This window comes from Paraburkholderia sp. IW21, assembly GCF_041321145.1.
Classification (GTDB): domain Bacteria; phylum Pseudomonadota; class Gammaproteobacteria; order Burkholderiales; family Burkholderiaceae; genus Paraburkholderia.
In genome coordinates, this window is sequence record NZ_JBGGWA010000004.1 from 554,369 (window position 1) to 572,003 (window position 17,635).

The following is a 17,635-nucleotide window of genomic DNA, read 5'->3' on the forward strand; positions in this document are numbered from 1 at the left end:
GCGCGGCTTACTGATCGATCTTCAGACGCTCGACAATCTTGCCGTTCACAAGATGCGAATCGACGATTTCATCGATATCGCTCTCGTCGACATAGGTGTACCAGATGCCTTCCGGATACACGACCACCGTCGGGCCGAGTTCGCAGCGATCCAGGCAACCGGCCTTGTTGATGCGCACCTGGCCGGGGCCGGCAAGGCCCAGTTTCTTCACGCGCTTTTTCGCGTGCTCCTGCATCGCCTGCGCGTTGCAATTCGCACAGCTAGGGCGCTCCGCGCCAGGTTCACGCTGATTGAGACAGAAGAAGACGTGATACTTGTAGAAGGAGTCCATGATGTCCGGGGGCCAAGCTGTAAGAGTGGGAATGGCACTGGAAGCGCTGCGGTGCGCCTGTGTCGTGCGGACGATTATAGCGAGCGAGGCTTGCGGTCGCTGCGCGGCCGCCTGACGCGAACGTCGCCCGTGCTTCACGCGTGATTCGCGCGCCGCTTGAGCCACACATGTTCGACGACATAGGCGAGCCACACCAGCGCCGCGTACGGCCAGATCCACGCGAGCCAGTGCGCGAGGCCATTGAAGTGCAGATAACGCCCTTGCCGCCAGTCGGCCAGCACGACGTCGAAATACGGATTCACCGGCAGCAGATTGACGAACACCAGCGCGACCGTCAGCGCGCAGGCCGCGAGCGCCGCGCGCGACCTGCGCCGCAACCGCAGCGCCAGGAGCGCGGCAATGGTGCCGCCGACAAGCCCCACCAGCGCGCCGGGCGTCGCCCAGTCGAACGCAAGGCCGGATTGCGACTGCAGGAAAGTCGCGCCCACTTTCACGCACAAGGTCGTGACGATAAACGCGAGCAACAGACGCACCCGCGGAGCATGACGGCGGATCGGCAACGACGCCAGCGCGAGCGCGGCGAACAGATTGAGCGTGGTGATGACGGCTTCCCAGGCGTCGTCGGGCAGCCAGGCGGCGGCCAGCACGGGCCACGTGCCGACGTGCCAGCCCGGCGGTGTCCACGCGAGCAACGCATCTTGCGTCGTCGAATCGAAACGCAGCCACAGCGCGCGCGGCCAGTTGCCGAGACCGAACAGACGCGGCGCCGGGTACATCGTCGCGAACGGCCATAAGGCGACGAGGCAGCCAAGCGCCGCCCTGTCCCGCTCGAACCACAGGAGCCGCAAACGCCGCAGCAAGCCGCGATCGAGCAGCGCACCGGTGGCGGGCGACATGATCGCCGCACCGAGCAGCGCGCCGAGTACATTGGCAGCCAGATCGAGGTTGGAGGCGACGCGGGTCGGCAGATAGGTCTGCACCGCTTCCATCGCACCCGACAGCAAGCCGCCGAGTACGAAGGCCAACGCGACCGCCGGCGTGCCGCGCCAGCGCGGATAGACCGCGAGCACCACCAACGCGCCGAACGGCATGTAGCCGAGCACGTTGGTGACGACGTCGAACGCCGTGAGGTACTGCGGCATGGGATCGAACAGATACGCGAACGGAGCGAGGCCGAGCGAACGCCAGCCGGAAAACGGATACCACGAACCGTAGACGATCAGCGCGGCATACAACCCCAGCGCCTGGCGGGCGAACGCAGAGGGACGGCGCAGCCAGGGTTTTTCGCTCATGCAGCGCTCCGTTGCGCGCGCTGCAAGCCCGTCATTGCGCGGCGACCAGCGCCTGCACGCCGAGCCACGCGCCGATCTGGGCAACGAGATCGTCGCTGGCCGCGGCGAGCGCCTGCGCGCCGCCGGCGGCGTCCGCCGAACTGGCCGGCGCGCGCGCAATAAACGTGCGCTGGCCGATCACCTTGCCGTTTTGCGTCAGCGTGGCGCGCGCGGTGACCGCGGCGTGGCTTTCCGACTGGCTGTCGAAGACCTGTTCGAACTGGCTCAGATCGACCTTCAGCACCGGGGCGCGCACGCCGTCGGCACCGGTCAGCACCGTGCCACGCGAACTGAGCGCGCCGCGCAGACGCTGAGTCAGCAGTTGCGACGGCGCCATGGTCCAGTGACTATTGGCGTACGACGCGGTCTGCTGCGCATCGGCGTAGCTGAGCCGGTAAATCAGCTTGTCGGACTCGAGGGTGTCGGGCGCACTGACATCGAGCACCTTCACCGCCGGCAGCGGACCGGCCGAGGCCGCCGGATTCGGCGGCCCGAAGTCGTAGCGGATATCCGAGAGCGCCGCGGGCGTACCGGCGCATCCCGCAGCCAACACGCTGAACGCGAGGCATACCGCAAGCGCGGCGCTCGAGGACAACAATCGGTAAGTCGAGCGTGACATGAGAATCTTCCTTTCTTCTAACCTTCAAATCATTTAGCAGCGCGCGCGGCGGGCCACGTAAAGCCGGCTTCGCCTGGTCCCGGCGCCGCACCCGGCGCGCCGAACAGCACGCTGCGCGGATTGGTGCTGAACGTGTCGGCGGCACGGTCCACCGAGCGGGCCGCCGAGCGCACGTCTTCGGCGAGCGAATTGACGCGCGGCAGCGTGTCGTAACCCACCCGCGACGACAGGTCCTGCAACGAGCCGTCCATCGACGCCAGCGCGTCGCCCGCCTGCTGCGCCGCCGTGCCGACCTTGTTCAGGTTGGACTCGAACGGGCCGTCCGGGCGATTCAGACTGGTGATCAACTGATTAGTCGACGCCAGCGTGCGGTCCAGTCCATTGAGCGTGGCGGGCAGCTTCCCGGCTGCCGGCGCCATCTGCTGGGTCAGCGTGGCGACACCGTCGGCAGCTTTCTGGATGCTTGCCGCCGTGCCGTGCAACTGGCTGACCATTTCCGGCGACAACAGATTGTCGACGTCGTCTGCGACTTTTTCCAGTTTGCGCAGCAAAACGTCGCCGCGCTGCTGCAACTGATCGAGCAAGCCAGGATGCATCGGCAATTGCGCCACCTGCCTGGTCGACGACACCAGCGGCGAAGGATCGCGCCCATTGTCGTCCAGCTGGATGAAGGCGATACCCGTCACGCCCTGAAAACCCAGGCTGCCGAAAGTCGAGTGCGTAATCGGCGCGTGCGTGTCGACGAGGATGCGGATCACAATCTGTCCCGGATGATCCGGATCGAATTTGATCGACTGCACCTTGCCGACATCGAGCCCGCGGTAGCGCACCGCCGCATCGGTATAGAGCCCCGTGACGTTGGTGCGCGCGATCAGATCGTACGGCACCCGCACCGACCGGTCGACGTTGAACAAAAAAGCCGCTACTGCGATTGCAGCCAGCAAGGCCACTGTGAAGATCCCTGCCCAGAAGGCATGTGATTTGTTTTCCATTGTCAGGTTCCCTGGTTCACAGCGGCAATTCGGACGATGCCGATTCGAGCGCCGCACGCGGCAATTTCGCGCGGCGTTCCGGCGGCAGCGCCTGCAATGCACGACGCCCGCGCAGGCCGAGGAAATATTCGCGGATGAAAGGATGATCGACCCCCGCCGCCTCTTCGACCGGCGCGGCGACCAGCACCTTGCGATCCGCCAGCACGGCGACGCGGGTGGAGAGCGCGATCATCGTGTCGAGATCGTGCGTGACCATCACCACCGTAAGGCCAAGCGCGCGATGCAGCGCGGAAATCAGTTCGACGAATTCATCGGAGGCCTGCGGATCCAGACCGGCGGTCGGCTCGTCGAGAAACAGCAGTTCGGGTTCGAGCGCGATGGCGCGGGCAATGCCCACGCGCTTGACCATCCCGCCGGAAAGCGCCGACGGCATTTTCGACGCATGCTTGCACGGCAAGCCGACCATCTCCAGCTTGAGCATCACAATGTCGCGCAACAGGTCTTCGGGCACCTTGCCGAGTTCGCGCAAGGGCTGCGCGATGTTGTCGAACACCGAGAGCGACGAGAACAGCGCGCCGCGCTGAAACAGCATCCCGGAGCGGCTGCGCATCAGCAGCGCGGTTTCCGGCGAAATGGTCGCCAGGTTCTCGCCGAACAGCTTGATGGTTCCGGACGACGGCCGCTCCAGACCGAGAATCTGCCGCACCAGCGTAGTCTTGCCCGAGCCTGAACCGCCGACGATCGAGACGATCTCGCCGCGCCGTACATCGAAATTCAGGTGCTGGTGCACGATGTTGCGGCCATAGCGCTTGGTGATGTCGATCACCTCGATCACCGGCTCGGCGATCTCGGGCATCGGTTGGCCGCGTACGGTCTGGGTGAGTGGCGCGATCATCCGAGCCCCACGTTCTGAAAGAGGATCGCGAACACCGCGTCCGCGAGAATCACGATGGTGATCGAGGTCACCACCGAGGTCGTCGTGCCTTCGCCGAGACTTTGCGAATTGGCCTTGATACGGAAGCCGAAGTGACAGCCGACGATCGCGATCAGCATGCCGAACGCGACGCCTTTGCCGAGGCCGATCCACAGATTCGCGATCGGCACGACACCGGGCAATGCGCGCGCGAAGTAGCTCATGTCGATGCCGAGCACGATCTTCGCGGCGAGCGCGCCGCCCGTCAGCGCGATGATGTTGGTCCACATGACCAGCAGCGGCATGGCCACGCCGAGCGCGACCACGCGCGGCAGGATCAGCCGCAGCCCGTGCGGGATGCCCATCACGCGCATGGCATCAAGTTCCTCGGTGACGCGCATCACACCGATCTGCGCGGTGATCGCCGACCCCGAGCGGCCCGCCACCAGAATCGCCGACAGCACCGGTCCCAGCTCGCGAATCACCGACAGCCCAAGAATATTGACGATGTACTGGTTCGCGCCAAACAGCCGCAGCTGTTGCGCGGACAGATAACTGAGCACGATGCCGATCAGGAAAGCGACCAGCGCGGTGATCGGCAACGCCTTGGTGCCGGCGTTATAGATGTTCGCGGAGATTTCCGTCCAGGGCGTGATTTTCGGTTTGCGCAGGATCGCGAGGAGATCGATCACGACCTGCCCGAGCATGCCGAATCCACCGTACAGGTGCTCGAAGAACGAAAAGATCGCGAGGCCCAGCCGTGTGAACGGGTCGAACCTGATTACCGGCTCGGCCTTTTCACGCACCGTATCGAGCAGCGCGATGCGCTCGAAAATGTCGCGTTGCGTATCCGTGAGGGTGGTGTCCGGAGGCATCTTGTGGCCCCACACGCGCCACAACGCCTGGCCGCCGACGTGGTCCATCCGGTCGATGCGCGACAGATCCCATTGACGGATGCCTTCGGCGCCGACCAGCGAGCGCAACAGCGGGATCACGTGGCCGGTGGCCTTATCGCGTGCGAGCGCGAGCGCCGTCCACTGGCCCGAGAGCCGGACGATCTTGCCTTGGCTGCCTGCCGCGACTTCGAGGCCGGGCGGAGTGTCGTAGTTCAAGGATCGCTGGAATCTGGTGATCGGATTAGGGGTCATTGTAACGAAGGCGCGGCGGATGAACCGTGCTCGCGGGCTCGCAGCGTTCGCTGTCGCTACAATATGAGACATGAACGCTTCCAAGACCCCGCCCCAAGCCGCCGCGGCTTCCGACTGGCGTATCGATCGCGAGCGCGCCGTCGCGCTATTCGGTCCGCACGCGCATGACTGGCCGATCGAGATCGTCGAGGAAACCGGCTCGACCAACGCCGACCTGATGACGCGCGTCAAAGCATTGCCGCGCAAAGCCGGTGCACTGCCGCGGCCGATCGTGCGGGTCGCGTATCTGCAAACTGCTGGCCGTGGCCGCCGTGGCCGTCCCTGGTATGCGGAGCCGGGTAATGCGCTGCTGTTTTCGGTGGCGTGCGTGCTGCCGCGTCCGCTCGAAGGGCTGGCGGGCTTGAGCCTCGCGGTGGGCGTGGCGCTGGTGGACGGGCTGCGCTCGCTGCCGGTTGCCGGGCCTGGACAGATCGCGCTGAAGTGGCCCAACGATGTGCTGCTCGAAGGCGACAAGCTCGCCGGCATCCTGATCGAAACCGCGTGGAGCACCACCAACGCGAGCGCCGTGGTGATCGGCATCGGCACCAATGTGAAGGGTGCGGACGAACTCGCCGCCAAAGTCGGCGCGCTGAACGCCGACGTACCGCCGCACGCGCGCGGCACCGTACCGACCGCGTTGCAACGTGCGCTGCCCAACGCGAATCTCACGGATACGCTGGCTGCCGAGTTGAACGCGCTCGAACCGGCATTGCAGCGTTTTGGCGCGGAGGGCTTCGCGCCGTTCCAGGCGCGCTGGAACGCAGTGCATGCTTACGCAGGCCGCGAAGTCGTCCTGCTGGAACAAGGCGAGGAGTTGGCGCGCGGCGTGGCGGCAGGCGTCGACGAGCGCGGGCAACTGCTGCTCGACACCGCGTCGGGCCGTCAGACCGTCGCGACCGGCGACGTCTCGCTGCGCCTGGCCTACGGTGCTGCATGACCAGCGGCGCGCCTTATCTTTTGATCGACGCGGGCAATAGCCGCATCAAGTGGGCGCTGATGCAGCCGGACGGCTTGCCAATCGCAGCCGGCGCGCTAGCGCACGGCGGCGCGGACCAACCTGACTGGCCGAATTTGCCGGCGCCGGGCGGCGCATGGATATCGAACGTCGCGGGCGAAGGTGTCGCTGCGCGGATTGCCGCACTACTCGACGTTCACTGGCCGCAACTGCCGCGCACGACGATCCGCGCATGCGCACGGCAATGCGGCGTGACCAATAGCTACACGACGCCGCATGCACTCGGCAGCGACCGCTGGGCCGGCCTGATTGGCGCGCACGCGGCGTTTCCCGGCGAGGATTTGCTGATTGCGACGTTCGGCACGGCGACCACGCTTGAAGCGTTGCGTGCGGACGGCAGCTTTGTCGGCGGCCTGATTGCACCAGGCTGGACCTTGATGATGCGATCACTGGGCGAGCACACGGCGCAACTGCCGACGCTCGACGCCAACGCGGCCCGCGGTCTGCTCGACGCGGGCAGCACGCCTCGCGCAGAGCGTCGAGGCCCCTTCTTCGCCACCGATACGCCGCGCTCGTTGTCGGCCGGTTGCACGTTGGCACAAGCCGGTTTGATCGAGCGGATGTGGCGGGACGTGCAGGATGAATGGCAGGTGCCGGTGCGCCTGGTGGCGAGTGGCGGCGCGGCGGACGAAGTGACAAGCGCGCTGAAAGTACCGCATACTCGCCACGATTCGCTGGTGCTGTCGGGGCTCGCGCTGATTGCCGCCGAGCACGCGACTGAACGCGACACCTGAATCGCGGCCATGGAAATAACGGCGGCACAACTTCTGGACGGGGGAATATTAACGATGCTGCGCTGGCTGATCGCCATATTGTTTCTTGCCAATATGCTGGCATTCGTCGCGATGCGCGGCGTATTCGGCCCGACGCCCACAGCCGGCGGCCGCGAGCCGAACCACCTGAACCGTCAGGTCCATCCGGAGTGGGTGAAGGTGCGCCCCGTCACAGCAGCCGAAGCCGCCGACCAGGCGGTAGTAGGCGGCCCCGCGCCGGCGGCGCCGATAGCGGCATCGGCTTTGCCGCATTAAAGAAGCGGCGGAGGGTGCGAGAAGTACCGCTGGGTGCCGGCATCCGGCCTGGCATCGGCGGACAGAACAACGTGCCGCCCACGCAAAAACATCACCCTTGCGCTCGAACTTTGTTCAACAACGCCGTGGTCGAGCGCTCATGCTCGAAGGGAATCGCCAAAGCCTTGCCACCCCAACCCCGCACGATCGCCGACTCCGGCAAAACATCCATATCGTAGTCACCGCCTTTAACGAGCACATCCGGACGCAGCACCGAAATCAACTCGACAGGCGTCTTCTCGCCGAAGCAGACAACATAATCGACGCTCTCCAGAGCCGCCAACAAAGCCATCCGATCGGCCTCGTTATTGATAGGGCGGTCATCGCCCTTGCCTAGCATGCGCACTGAAGCATCACTATTGACGCCGACAATCAGGCAAGCGCCCAAAGCCTTGGCATCGGCAAGATAAGTCACATGCCCGCGATGCAGGATATCGAACACCCCGTTGGTAAACACGACCGGCGCGGGCATCGAAGCGCGAAGCTTCACCAACGCGTCGCGCGTAAAAATCTTGCGTTCAAAAGTGGCAGCCATGACGAAGTCGGAAAGAAAAAAGAAGTGCCGCCACGATACACGCCGCACGGCATGAAGCAAAACGGCCCAGCAAGCTCATGCCTGCCGGGCCGTTCTTAAAACTTTAGAAGCAGTCTTTGGTGCGAGCGCCGAATCTAACCCGAATCTAACCTCAACCCGCTGACTTCAACCCATCAAGCCGGCTGTTCAGCCGATTTCTGATCGGCCTGCAAGCGCGCGACCACTTCCTTGCGGTAGCGGTTCAATTCCTGCGCCGTATTGAACGTGCGCTCGAACAGAATCGACAGGTTGTGCAGAATCCGCTCGACCACCTTCTTTTCCCAGCCGTCGTCGAAACGGATCTGGTCGTCGAGCCAGCGTTCGAGCCATTCCGGATCCGGCAGACGCGATTGGATCGTGTCGCGCGGGAACAGCGCCTGGTTGACGTGCAGGTTGGTCGGATGCAACGGCTTTTCCGTACGGCGCGCCGATGCCATCAGGACGCCGATCTTGGCGAACGCAGCACGCGCGATGTCGCCGGTTTGCGCCATTGCTTTCTTCATGTAGCGCAGATACGCGCCGCCATGACGCGCTTCGTCGCGCGAAATGGTTTCGTAGATGTGCTTGATGACCGGCTCGGTGTGCCATTCGGCCGCACGGCGGTACCAGTGATTCAGGCGGATTTCGCCGCAGAAGTGCAGCATGAGCGTTTCGAGCGGCGGCGCCGGATCGAATTCGAAGCGCACCGCGTGCAGTTCTTCTTCGGTCGGGCACATTTCCGGCTTGAAACGGCGCAGATATTCCATCAGCACCAGCGAATGCTTCTGTTCTTCGAAGAACCACACGCTCATGAACGCAGAGAAATCGCTATCGTGATGGTTGTCACGCAGAAACATTTCCGTAGCGGGCAATGCTGACCATTCGGTGATCGCGTTCATCTTGATCGTCGCGGCCTGCTCGTCGGTCAATAGCGATGCATCGAACTTGTCCCAGGGAATGTCTTTCTCCATGTCCCATCGAACGGATTCGAGCGATTTATAAAGTTCCGGATAAAGCATGGTGTTCATAGTCCCCCCCCTGTTCTGCGCATACTGTCTGTGTCTGTCACTACTACGTGTAGCACTCTTGCTGATGACGAACGAAACGCACCATGTGTGCACCGTTGGTCGGCCAAGCATTCAATTTTACGCGGTAATCGACCGCCTAGATGCACCTGGCGGCAAAGAAGTCCAGGCGATTGCGCAGCGCTGCCAACCAGAAGTTACGCGCTGCGCGGCCAACCGTGGGTGAGGGATACCCTATGCCTGAGGTCGAGCCAGTTTGCGATGAAGACCGCACCGTCCAGCCCTGCGCCGGTAGTACCGGCAGAGAATCGAGCAAGGGCGGCTGGATTGGTTGTTTTCAGCGCACGCCCAAAAGCCAAATGAAGCTTACACAATGATAGCACGCTGACTTTACGGACCCTGTGCTGTCAGAGACGCAATTCCAGTGCCCGGTTGACCTCTCTCAATAAATCAGGCGATCCGGAGAGTGTGGCAAACCATCGGGGTCAAAACCATGACAGGCGGCGAATTCACCTTCGTGTGCGCCGCCGGCCCAAGGATTTGCGCAGCAGCGCGTGAGGCGCGCTGCCTCGCTTCGTCCCTGCCGCTAGCTGGACTTTTTCGTCGCTCGCGGACTGGCGCTCGAACTGCCCGTACGCTTCGTGGACGTCGATGCCCGCTTCGCCGCCGACCGTTTGGTCTCGGATCCCGCGTCGTCGGCGGTTCCCTTCGGCGCGGCAGCCGGCTTCCCTGCCGGTGCCGATGCGCGCGCGGCGCCTTCCGGCGAGTCCGTCGCCGAACCGCCTGATGCGGCCGCGGCGCCCGCTGTGGGCTGCGTCATCGCAAACTGGGCGATCTGATTGAACTGCGATTGCAGTAGATTCCACCACGCAGAGGCGTCGAATGGGGGCGTCGCGGCGGCATCGCCTTCGTCGGTTGCCGACTCGGCGGCGGCCGATGAGCTCGCACTGCTCGAACTCGAAGCGGCTTCCGGATGCGGCCAGCCGGTCGTCGGCGAGGGGCTCGGCGAATCCGCCGCGGAAGCGGGCTGCGCCATCGACGACTGCGCGAACGCGCCGAACGCGCGCAGCGTCGCGAGCGTTGCGCGCTGCACTTCGAGCGCCTGAATGGCGGACTGCAGCATGCTCAGATTCAGTTTGAGCCATTGCTCGACGGCGCGCATATCGGTGATGCGCTTGTCGAGTTCTTCGACGTTGGTGAGCGGCGCCATCATGTCGGACATCATCGACAACGAGGGCGCCAGGCCCCCGCCGGCCTGCGCGCCCGAAAGCGCGGAACTGAACGGCGAGAGGCGCATCATGCCCCACATGCGTTCGAGCATTTCGGCGGGCGGAAAACCAGGAAAGCCGGGAAACGGCGGCGTGTTGCCAGGTGTATCGGTCATGCTTGTCGCCTCGCTGCATAAAGGGAAGGAATGAGCGCCATCCCGCGCGCGTCTGATTCGATCATACCGCGCGTGGCGGGCCGCTCCAGGGGTCGGTGCCGTCAAAATCCGGCGCGCGCCGCTCGCGCAGCGAGTTCACACCTTCGCGCACATCCGGCCCGGCAAAACCCATGAATTCGAGCGCCAGCGACGTATCGAACGTCGGTCCGGCCGAGCGCAGCCAGTTGTTCAACGCGTACTTGGTCCAGCGAATCGCCGTTTGCGAGCCTTTGGCCAGTTTCTGCGCGACGTCGAATGCTTTGGGCAGCAGATCGTTTTCGTCGACAGCGAGCGACACGAGGCCGATCCGCTCCGCCTCTTCGCCGCTCACCGGCTCGCACAGGAGCAGGTAGTACTTGGCCTTCGCCATGCCGCACAACAGCGGCCAGACGATCGCCGCATGATCGCCGGCGGCGACGCCCAGCCGCGTATGACCGTCGATGATGCGCGCCGACTTCGTCGCGATCGAGATATCGGCGAGCAAGCCGGCCACGAGGCCCGCGCCGACCGCCGGACCATGCATCGCCGAGACGATCGGCTTGCTGCAATTGATCACGTTGTAGACCAGATCGCGCGCCTCGCGCCACACGCGCGCGCGGACGTCGAAATCGGTCGCCATGTCTTCGACCAGTTGCAGGTCGCCGCCGGCGGAAAAGCCCTTGCCTTCGCCGCGAATGATCGCGACACGCGTTTCGGGATCCCGATCGATATCGCGCCAGATTTCGGCGAGTTCGAAATGCATCCGCGCGTTGGCGGTGGCGAGCCCGCTCTTGTTCGCGCCCTCGCCGCTCATCACGACTTCGAGCACACCGTGCGGATGACGGTGCAATTGCAGCGACTGGTAGTGCGCGTAAAACGCGTCGTTACTGTGTGGTGCGTGGGACATGGTGAGCAATCCGTCTATCGGTATGTCTGTTGAAACCGTGCGCCGTCAGGCGAAATGAGCGCATTAAGCCCTCATTCACTGCGGCTGATAAATCCACTTAGCATTCTTGATTTCGACCATCACACGCGCCCGTTGATCGAGCCCGAGGTGATCCGTGGCGCTCATGTTGACCACGCCGTTGGTATCCGCAAGACCGTGCGTCGCTTCGAGCGCATCGCGCAATGCGCGACGAAATTCCGGCGTGCCGGGCGAGGCCGCTTTAAGCGCGATCGGTATCGCATTGCCGAGCAGCATGCCGGCGTCCCACGTGTACGAGCCGAACGCCGACACACTGCCCGGCCCGCGCAGCGCCTCGAAGCGCGCGATGTAGTCGAGCGCGAGGCGCTTGGCCGGATGATCCGCCGGCAATTGCGCGGCGACCAGCACGGGGCTCGCGGGCAGGAACGTGCCGTTGCAATCGGCGCCGCATACGCGCAGGAAGTCGTTATTGCCGACCCCATGGTTGTGATAGATCAGCCCTTTGTAGCCGCGTTCCCTGAGCGTCTTCGGCGGCAACGCGGCGGGCGTGCCGGCCGCGCCGACCACCACTGCATCGGGATGGGTCGCGAGGATCTTGAGGACCTGGCCGGTCACGCTCGGATCGGTGCGATTGAAGCGCTCGCTCGCCACCACGTTGATGTGATGCAGCTGCGCGAACTTCGCGACCTCGGTGTAGAAGGTTTCGCCGAGTGCGTCGGCCTGGCCGATGAACGCGATCGTTTTGACGCCGTGCGCACTGGCGTGTGCGGCGATCGCCGAAGCCATCATCGCGTCGGTCTGTGGCGTCTTGAACACCCAGTGGCGTTTCGCATCCACGGGTTCGATGATTTTCGCCGACGAGGCCAGCGAAATCATCGGCGTTTCGCCGTCGGCGACCACGTCGATCATCGAGAGCGAATTCGGCGTGATCGACGAACCGATGATCGCGTCGACGTGATTCTCGGAGATCAGCTTCTTGGTGTCCTGCACGGCCTGCGTGGTGTCGGAGGCGTCGTCGAGCATGATGTACTCGACGCTTTGGCCGCCGATCTGTTTAGGCAGCAAAGTGGCGGTGTCGCGTGCGGGAATGCCGAGCGATGCTGCCGGCCCGGTCAGCGACAGGACGAGGCCGATCTTCACCTGAGCGAGGGCGACGGCGGGCAACGCGGCACACAGCGCGGCGGCAAGACCGGCGAGTCTATGCCGCAATGGTGTTGCGCGCACGCTCGACACGCGAGCGCGCCGGGTTCCTGGTTCAGGGGATTCAAATCGCGGCATGCTGTCTCCTCACGTCGGTTTTTCGTTTTGATGTACTGCCGATGTGCTGCTTGTGTCCTGCTTATATCCTGCACATGCACTGCTTCGCGTCGGTCGCGCAGTCAACCGGCGGCCACTAGCCGGGCCGCAGCCGCGCCAGTCAGTGTAACGGCGCGCTGTGGCCCCGGCATCGGGCGAAACCCTTTCGTATGCGGAGAAGCCTGCGCGGACCCGGGCCCGATGCCACGTGCCGCACAAAAGCAGCGCTTCAATCCAGCGGTGCGATGCCCTGATCGATCGAACCGAAAATCGACTTGCCCGCTTCGTCGAACATTTCGATCTTCACGGTATCGCCGTACTTCATGAACTCGGTCTGCGGCGCGCCGTGCTCGATGGTCTCGAGGCAACGCTTTTCGGCGATACAGCAATAGCCGCGCTTCGCATCCTTGTTCGACACCGTGCCCGAGCCGACAATCGCGCCGGCGCGCAAGTTGCGCGTTTTCGCCGCGTGCGCGATCAACTGGCCGAAGTGAAACACCATGTCGGTACCGGCGTCCGGCTGACCGACCTTCTTGTTGTTCCAGTGGACGATCATCGGCCGGTGCACGCGGCCTTCGCGCCAGTGTTCACCGAGTTCGTCCGGCGTCACGGCGACCGGCGCGAACGAGGTTGCCGGCTTGCTCTGGAAAAAGCCGAAGCCTTTCGCCAGTTCGGCAGGAATCAGATTGCGCAGCGAGACGTCGTTGACGAGCGTCACCAGACGCACGCTCCTGAGCGCCTGGTCGGGCGTGGCGCCCATCGGCACGTCGGTGGTGATCACGGCGACTTCCGCTTCGAAGTCGATGCCGAATTCTTCAGACGCGCACTGAACATCGTCTTTCGGGCCAATGAAGTCGTCGCTGCCGCCTTGGTACATCAGCGGATCGGTCCAGAATTCCGGCGGCATTTCCGCGCCACGCGCGCGGCGCACCAGTTCGACGTGATTCACGTACGACGACCCGTCGGCCCACTGGAACGCGCGCGGCAGCGGCGCCATGCATTCCTTGGCGTCGAACGGGAAAGTATGGCGCGCGCGGCCCTGATTGAGCGCGTCGTACAGGTCCTGCAGTTGCGGCGCATAGAAGACCCAGTCGTCGAGCACGCGCTGCAAGGTGGGCGCGATCGCGTCGGCGACGGCCGCGGTGTGCAGGTCGCGGGACACGACGATCAGCTGGCCGTCGCGCGTGCCGTCCTTCAGCGTGGCAAGTTTCATAGAGGAGTGAACCGTTAGTGACGATAGAGGGAATCTATTCTACGATGGTGAATCGGCGCGGCCCAAGTATCGTGACCTGGCAGCCGCTTTTGGGCCGCGGTGCTTAGGCTGTCGGGTGCGGTTGTCAGGCTGGGTTGCGGGCTCGGGTCTAGGGCTCGGGTCACGGGCTCGATTGTCAAGCCCGGTTGCCGGACCGGTTGCCGGGCCCAAGTGCTCTTGCCGGGCTCGTCCCGGGAACCTCGTTGCCCGCCTCCTTTCTCACCGTCTTTTGAACGCGCTTCATGCGCCTCACTCATGCCGCCAATTGCACGCCCTAACGCGATCCATACCGATACCGACTCCGTTGAACCGCTCGACCCGCCTGAATCGGACGACGAAACCGTCGAAAGCGGCGAGGAGAAACTGCGCTCCGGCATCCAGTCGATTGAAGTCGGTTTCAGATTGCTCGACGTGCTGACCCATGAACCGCGCGCGATGATGCTGCGCGATCTGGCGCAGCGGGCGGGCATGAGTCCGGCGAAGGCGCACCGCTATCTGGTGAGTTTCCTGCGCCTCGGCGTCGTGGCGCAGGACCCGCTTTCGGGCCGTTACGAGCTGGGCGGCTTCGCGTTGCAATTGGGGCTTGCGCGGCTTGCCCGCGTCGACGGCGTGAAGCTCGCGCGTATTGCGCTTGCCGAATTACGCGACCGGCTCGATCTGACGGTGGGCATCGCAGTGTGGGGCAATCAGGGACCGACGATGGTTCACTGGATGGAATCGAGCCATCCTGCCAAGGCGTCGCTCAAGCTCGGCGACGTAATGCCGCTGCTCAGTTCCGCGACCGGCCTGCTGTTCGCCGCTTATCTGCCATCGAGCAAGACCGCCGCGATGCTCGAACGCGAACTGGCCGATTCGCGCCGCTCGTCACACCTGGGCGGCCCGCGCACGCGGGAAGAGGTCGAGCGGGTCCTCGCGGAGGTGCGGCAGCACGAAGCCGCGCGCGTGGAAGGCATGTTGCTGCCGACCATCCACGCGTTCTGCATGCCGGTGTTCGACTCGACCGGCGATCTCGCCCTCGGCCTGATCGCGCTCGGTCATGAGGGCGCGTTCGATATTCAATGGGGCGGCGAAATCGATACGGCGCTGCGCGAATGTGCGCAAAAGCTCTCGTACGAGCTGGGTTATAGTGCGGCGCCACGCTGACGCGCCGAGTCCATGAACATCGTTCGCCGGTGACTAGTCGAAACGGTTCGCCGGCCGTTTAGCCCCGAAGCTCGGCAGCTTTCACCGGTTCGCCCACGCCGGGACCTTGCGCACGCGTCGCCTTTCCGTTACCGACAGCCCATTCGAATTCATTCGCCGATGTCCTCACCTACTGCCACACGCCGCTCTGATCCCACGCCGCACGCCGGCTTGCGGGCGTGGCGATGGATTGCGGTTGTGCTGGTCGTGGCCGTCCTGCACTGGATTGCCGCGCAGTGGATCGAGCGCAACCGCGCGATGCTGATTTCATCGGACAATGAGCGCGTACCCGTGCAAGTCGCCCTGCTGACGCCTGAACGCATCGAGCGCAACCCGGCCGCCGCGCCTCAAGCGCCAACACCGGCGCCGGCGCGTAAGGCCGTCGCGAGCAAGCCGCGCGAGCATGTGCTGACGGCCATGCAGCCGCGAGCAGAAGCACCCACGGTTGCGTCTGCCACGGCCGCATCGGATGCAGCGGCGAGCGCATCGCTCGCGGCAAGCGGCGCCGGCACGAGTGCCAATGCAAATCGCACGGCCAGCGCCCCCGCTGCCGCCAGCGCGCCTCAAGCTTCGCCCGGCGTGAAATTCTCCGTCCCGCCTTCCGGAGAACTGCAGTACGACACGTTCTATAACGGCGTGCGCAACCAGCCCGGCACGATCCACTGGACCAGCAACGCGCAAAGCTACGAGATGGTCGTCTCCGTGCCGCTGCCGTTCGTCGGCACGTTCGTGTATTCGAGCCATGGCCGCATCGACGCATTCGGCCTCGCTCCGGATCAGTACATCGAAAAGCGCGGCCGTCGCCCGGAAGACGTGGCGATCTTCAATCGCACCGACAAAAAGATCGCGTTCACACGGACTCCCGCCTCGCTGCCGCTGCCCGACGGCGCACAAGACCGTTTCAGCATGGTGATGCAGCTCGCCAGCCTCGTGCGCGGCGACCCTGGCGCATACAAACCGGGTGTGACGCGACAATTCTTCGTGGTCGATAGCGACAGCGGCGAGAACTGGCCGATTGAGACGATCGGCGACGAGACCATCCGTACCGCACAGGGTTATCTCGAGACGCGCCACTTCAAGCGCCTGCCTCGGCACGACGGCGATCTACGCCGCATCGATGTGTGGCTCGCACCGTCGCTCGGCTGGTTGCCCGCGCGAATCCTGCAGACCGAGCCGAACGGCACGCAGTTCGAACTGGTGTGGCGCGGCAAGCTCAATGCGGAAAATGCCGGCAGTCCCGCCGACAGCGCCAACAACACCGGGAACAACGGAAACGAAGGCAACACTTCGCCTGACAATTCGGCAAACCCGCCACCTTCCAACGCACCGGCAGTTAAGCCCGAAGCCGCGCCCTCGCCACCGGTCGATTCGACCGACTCCGGCAATCTGCCCGAAAACCCCTGAACCCCAGTAGGGACTTGAACAGGTCGACGAAAACGTCCGCGTCGAGGCGTACTCGCACACTGAGCTGCAACCGTTCGCGCGGCCGCTGCGTATATGTTGTTAAGGCGGGACAAAGCGTGCGCAAACGGCTCTTTCCACTGCGTTCCCCTCAAGGAGCCCGCATGCAAGTGAAAATCAACGGTATCGAGACGCGCTATGTGTTGAGCATTGAGGGCGGCATGATCGCGCAGCAGTTCACCTTGGACTACCCATCGCGCGCCGATACCCTGACGATCGCCGACACCACGGCCGGCACGCCGCCCGAAGGCCGCGCGGTATGGGATCAACGCGCCGCGGCGGCGCGCAAGGACGGCATGGCATCACGGGTGCCTGCGACGTTGAGCCGCTGGCTCACGCCCGGTTTTCAGGCAGCGCATCCCGAAGCGGTCGAGCAGGTCCGGGAGGTCCTGACCAATACGTTGCCAGAAGGCTACGCCATGCCATGCGAAGCCCTGCGCGATTTCGATCTACGCGGTAAGCTGGGAACAATAAGCCGCCCAACCTTGGCGGTGGCGGGCCGCCGCGACACGGGCACGCCACCTGCTGCTACGCAAGCAATAGCAGACGCCATCGAAGGCGTGCAGTTCGAAATGCTAGAGGCCGCTCATCTTGCGCCCATCGAGCAATCTCACCGTTTTGCTGCACTGCTTGAAACGTTTCTTGAGAAGCCGGTCTAACCGGTAGGTTCGGAACTTTACAAGCGTCAATCCGGACCCACCCCTTGAATTCCACACCACAAGCTCCACTTATGGCGCAGGAATGGCCAGGAGCCAACGGAAATAAGGAGTGTCGCCATGCAAATGATCTACAACAGCCCCAACTATTGTGTCGTCGAGTTTCCGCCGCAGGAAGGTCCGCTGGCCATGAAGTCGGGTGGCTATGAGATCGTCGACAAGAACATGCAGCGCGAAATTTACATTGACGGTGCAATGGCGGCGCGTTTCCGCGAGCATGTGCAAAAGCTGATCGAAGAGGAACCGTCGTTGGACGAAGTAGACGAATTCCTGGGCCAGTTCGACAGCCTGATGCATCAACCGGTGATTCTTCACTAACACAAACAAAGATTTGGCATAACAGTTTGGCGACATACATCGACTGCACC

Annotated in this window: 19 protein-coding genes; 7 read left to right on the forward strand and 12 right to left on the reverse strand. The window is 63.9% G+C overall.

Annotated features, from left to right (window positions below; genetic code table 11):
- Positions 1–7 precede the first annotated feature (7 nt).
- The 6 genes from ACAX43_RS13045 to ACAX43_RS13070 form a co-directional block, all read right to left on the reverse strand.
- The gene (locus ACAX43_RS13045; protein WP_370708804.1) at positions 8–331 is read right to left on the reverse strand and encodes a ferredoxin; all 324 of its coding nucleotides are present in this window, start codon (positions 329–331) and stop codon (positions 8–10) included.
- Positions 332–465: 134 nt separating this feature from the next.
- Positions 466–1,623 carry a VanZ family protein gene (locus tag ACAX43_RS13050; protein ID WP_370708805.1) on the reverse strand — a complete coding sequence of 386 codons (1,158 nt, stop codon included), beginning with the start codon at positions 1,621–1,623 and terminating at the stop codon, positions 466–468.
- Positions 1,624–1,654: 31 nt separating this feature from the next.
- Positions 1,655–2,281 carry an ABC-type transport auxiliary lipoprotein family protein gene (locus ACAX43_RS13055; protein ID WP_370708806.1) on the reverse strand — a complete coding sequence of 209 codons (627 nt, stop codon included), beginning with the start codon at positions 2,279–2,281 and terminating at the stop codon, positions 1,655–1,657.
- A gap of 29 nt (positions 2,282–2,310) precedes the next feature.
- Positions 2,311–3,273 carry an MlaD family protein gene (locus ACAX43_RS13060; protein WP_370708807.1) on the reverse strand — a complete coding sequence of 321 codons (963 nt, stop codon included), beginning with the start codon at positions 3,271–3,273 and terminating at the stop codon, positions 2,311–2,313.
- Positions 3,274–3,289: 16 nt separating this feature from the next.
- Positions 3,290–4,168 carry an ABC transporter ATP-binding protein gene (locus ACAX43_RS13065; protein ID WP_370708808.1) on the reverse strand — a complete coding sequence of 293 codons (879 nt, stop codon included), beginning with the start codon at positions 4,166–4,168 and terminating at the stop codon, positions 3,290–3,292.
- Positions 4,165–5,298: an MlaE family ABC transporter permease gene (locus ACAX43_RS13070; protein ID WP_370708809.1), complete on the reverse strand. Its 1,134-nt coding sequence runs from the start codon at positions 5,296–5,298 to the stop codon at positions 4,165–4,167. The genes ACAX43_RS13065 and ACAX43_RS13070 overlap by 4 nt, the downstream gene beginning before the upstream one ends.
- Positions 5,299–5,404: 106 nt before the next feature.
- On the opposite strand from ACAX43_RS13070, the gene ACAX43_RS13075 reads away from it, so the two are divergent.
- The 3 genes from ACAX43_RS13075 to ACAX43_RS13085 are packed head-to-tail and all read left to right on the forward strand — an operon-like array spanning position 5,405 to position 7,416.
- Positions 5,405–6,310, forward strand: a complete 906-nt coding sequence (locus ACAX43_RS13075; RefSeq protein WP_370708810.1) for a biotin--[acetyl-CoA-carboxylase] ligase — start codon at positions 5,405–5,407, stop codon at positions 6,308–6,310.
- Positions 6,307–7,122, forward strand: a complete 816-nt coding sequence (locus ACAX43_RS13080; protein ID WP_370708811.1) for a type III pantothenate kinase — start codon at positions 6,307–6,309, stop codon at positions 7,120–7,122. Before ACAX43_RS13075 ends, ACAX43_RS13080 begins: the two co-directional genes overlap by 4 nt.
- Before the next feature lie 54 nt (positions 7,123–7,176).
- Positions 7,177–7,416: a hypothetical protein gene (locus tag ACAX43_RS13085; RefSeq protein WP_370708812.1), complete on the forward strand. Its 240-nt coding sequence runs from the start codon at positions 7,177–7,179 to the stop codon at positions 7,414–7,416.
- A 91-nt stretch (positions 7,417–7,507) separates the two neighbouring features.
- Here the strand turns inward: ACAX43_RS13085 and rfaE2 are convergent, their stop codons facing one another.
- From rfaE2 to ACAX43_RS13115, 6 genes are all read right to left on the reverse strand, one after another.
- Positions 7,508–7,990, reverse strand: coding sequence for a D-glycero-beta-D-manno-heptose 1-phosphate adenylyltransferase (rfaE2, locus tag ACAX43_RS13090; RefSeq protein WP_370708813.1), 483 nt, complete (start codon positions 7,988–7,990; stop codon positions 7,508–7,510).
- A 173-nt stretch (positions 7,991–8,163) separates the two neighbouring features.
- Entirely contained in the window at positions 8,164–9,036 is an 873-nt protein-coding gene (locus ACAX43_RS13095) for a ferritin-like domain-containing protein (RefSeq protein ID WP_370708814.1), read from the reverse strand.
- A gap of 583 nt (positions 9,037–9,619) precedes the next feature.
- The gene (locus tag ACAX43_RS13100; RefSeq protein WP_370708815.1) at positions 9,620–10,417 is read right to left on the reverse strand and encodes a PhaM family polyhydroxyalkanoate granule multifunctional regulatory protein; all 798 of its coding nucleotides are present in this window, start codon (positions 10,415–10,417) and stop codon (positions 9,620–9,622) included.
- A 61-nt stretch (positions 10,418–10,478) separates the two neighbouring features.
- Entirely contained in the window at positions 10,479–11,342 is an 864-nt protein-coding gene (locus ACAX43_RS13105; protein ID WP_370708816.1) for an enoyl-CoA hydratase/isomerase family protein, read from the reverse strand.
- A gap of 75 nt (positions 11,343–11,417) precedes the next feature.
- Positions 11,418–12,638, reverse strand: a complete 1,221-nt coding sequence (locus ACAX43_RS13110; RefSeq protein ID WP_370708817.1) for an ABC transporter substrate-binding protein — start codon at positions 12,636–12,638, stop codon at positions 11,418–11,420.
- A gap of 247 nt (positions 12,639–12,885) precedes the next feature.
- Positions 12,886–13,869 (reverse strand): fumarylacetoacetate hydrolase family protein, encoded by a 984-nt coding sequence (locus tag ACAX43_RS13115; RefSeq protein WP_370708818.1) that lies wholly within the window; start codon positions 13,867–13,869, stop codon positions 12,886–12,888.
- Positions 13,870–14,163: 294 nt separating this feature from the next.
- On the opposite strand from ACAX43_RS13115, the gene ACAX43_RS13120 reads away from it, so the two are divergent.
- From ACAX43_RS13120 to ACAX43_RS13135, 4 genes are all read left to right on the forward strand, one after another.
- Positions 14,164–15,051 carry an IclR family transcriptional regulator gene (locus tag ACAX43_RS13120; RefSeq protein ID WP_370708819.1) on the forward strand — a complete coding sequence of 296 codons (888 nt, stop codon included), beginning with the start codon at positions 14,164–14,166 and terminating at the stop codon, positions 15,049–15,051.
- Between the two features lie 159 nt (positions 15,052–15,210).
- Positions 15,211–16,494 carry a DUF3108 domain-containing protein gene (locus tag ACAX43_RS13125; protein ID WP_370708820.1) on the forward strand — a complete coding sequence of 428 codons (1,284 nt, stop codon included), beginning with the start codon at positions 15,211–15,213 and terminating at the stop codon, positions 16,492–16,494.
- Positions 16,495–16,655: 161 nt separating this feature from the next.
- Complete coding sequence (locus tag ACAX43_RS13130; protein WP_370708821.1) at positions 16,656–17,210, forward strand: hypothetical protein; 555 nt, start codon at positions 16,656–16,658, stop codon at positions 17,208–17,210.
- A gap of 117 nt (positions 17,211–17,327) precedes the next feature.
- The gene (locus ACAX43_RS13135) at positions 17,328–17,585 is read left to right on the forward strand and encodes a DUF3567 domain-containing protein (RefSeq protein ID WP_007179533.1); all 258 of its coding nucleotides are present in this window, start codon (positions 17,328–17,330) and stop codon (positions 17,583–17,585) included.
- Positions 17,586–17,635 lie beyond the last annotated feature (50 nt).

Excerpts from the sequence above, each read along its gene's own strand:
- ACAX43_RS13045 (WP_370708804.1), bottom strand. The coding sequence starts at position 331 with ATGGACTCCTTCTACAAGTATCACGTCTTCTTCTGTCTCAATCAGCGT.
- ACAX43_RS13050 (WP_370708805.1), bottom strand. The coding sequence starts at position 1,623 with ATGAGCGAAAAACCCTGGCTGCGCCGTCCCTCTGCGTTCGCCCGCCAG.
- ACAX43_RS13055 (WP_370708806.1), bottom strand. The coding sequence starts at position 2,281 with ATGTCACGCTCGACTTACCGATTGTTGTCCTCGAGCGCCGCGCTTGCG.
- ACAX43_RS13060 (WP_370708807.1), bottom strand. The coding sequence starts at position 3,273 with ATGGAAAACAAATCACATGCCTTCTGGGCAGGGATCTTCACAGTGGCC.
- ACAX43_RS13065 (WP_370708808.1), bottom strand. The coding sequence starts at position 4,168 with ATGATCGCGCCACTCACCCAGACCGTACGCGGCCAACCGATGCCCGAG.
- ACAX43_RS13075 (WP_370708810.1), top strand. The coding sequence starts at position 5,405 with ATGAACGCTTCCAAGACCCCGCCCCAAGCCGCCGCGGCTTCCGACTGG.
- ACAX43_RS13080 (WP_370708811.1), top strand. The coding sequence starts at position 6,307 with ATGACCAGCGGCGCGCCTTATCTTTTGATCGACGCGGGCAATAGCCGC.
- ACAX43_RS13085 (WP_370708812.1), top strand. The coding sequence starts at position 7,177 with ATGCTGCGCTGGCTGATCGCCATATTGTTTCTTGCCAATATGCTGGCA.
- rfaE2 (WP_370708813.1), bottom strand. The coding sequence starts at position 7,990 with ATGGCTGCCACTTTTGAACGCAAGATTTTTACGCGCGACGCGTTGGTG.
- ACAX43_RS13095 (WP_370708814.1), bottom strand. The coding sequence starts at position 9,036 with ATGAACACCATGCTTTATCCGGAACTTTATAAATCGCTCGAATCCGTT.
- ACAX43_RS13100 (WP_370708815.1), bottom strand. The coding sequence starts at position 10,417 with ATGACCGATACACCTGGCAACACGCCGCCGTTTCCCGGCTTTCCTGGT.
- ACAX43_RS13105 (WP_370708816.1), bottom strand. The coding sequence starts at position 11,342 with ATGTCCCACGCACCACACAGTAACGACGCGTTTTACGCGCACTACCAG.
- ACAX43_RS13110 (WP_370708817.1), bottom strand. The coding sequence starts at position 12,638 with ATGCCGCGATTTGAATCCCCTGAACCAGGAACCCGGCGCGCTCGCGTG.
- ACAX43_RS13115 (WP_370708818.1), bottom strand. The coding sequence starts at position 13,869 with ATGAAACTTGCCACGCTGAAGGACGGCACGCGCGACGGCCAGCTGATC.
- ACAX43_RS13120 (WP_370708819.1), top strand. The coding sequence starts at position 14,164 with ATGCCGCCAATTGCACGCCCTAACGCGATCCATACCGATACCGACTCC.
- ACAX43_RS13125 (WP_370708820.1), top strand. The coding sequence starts at position 15,211 with ATGTCCTCACCTACTGCCACACGCCGCTCTGATCCCACGCCGCACGCC.
- ACAX43_RS13130 (WP_370708821.1), top strand. The coding sequence starts at position 16,656 with ATGCAAGTGAAAATCAACGGTATCGAGACGCGCTATGTGTTGAGCATT.
- ACAX43_RS13135 (WP_007179533.1), top strand. The coding sequence starts at position 17,328 with ATGCAAATGATCTACAACAGCCCCAACTATTGTGTCGTCGAGTTTCCG.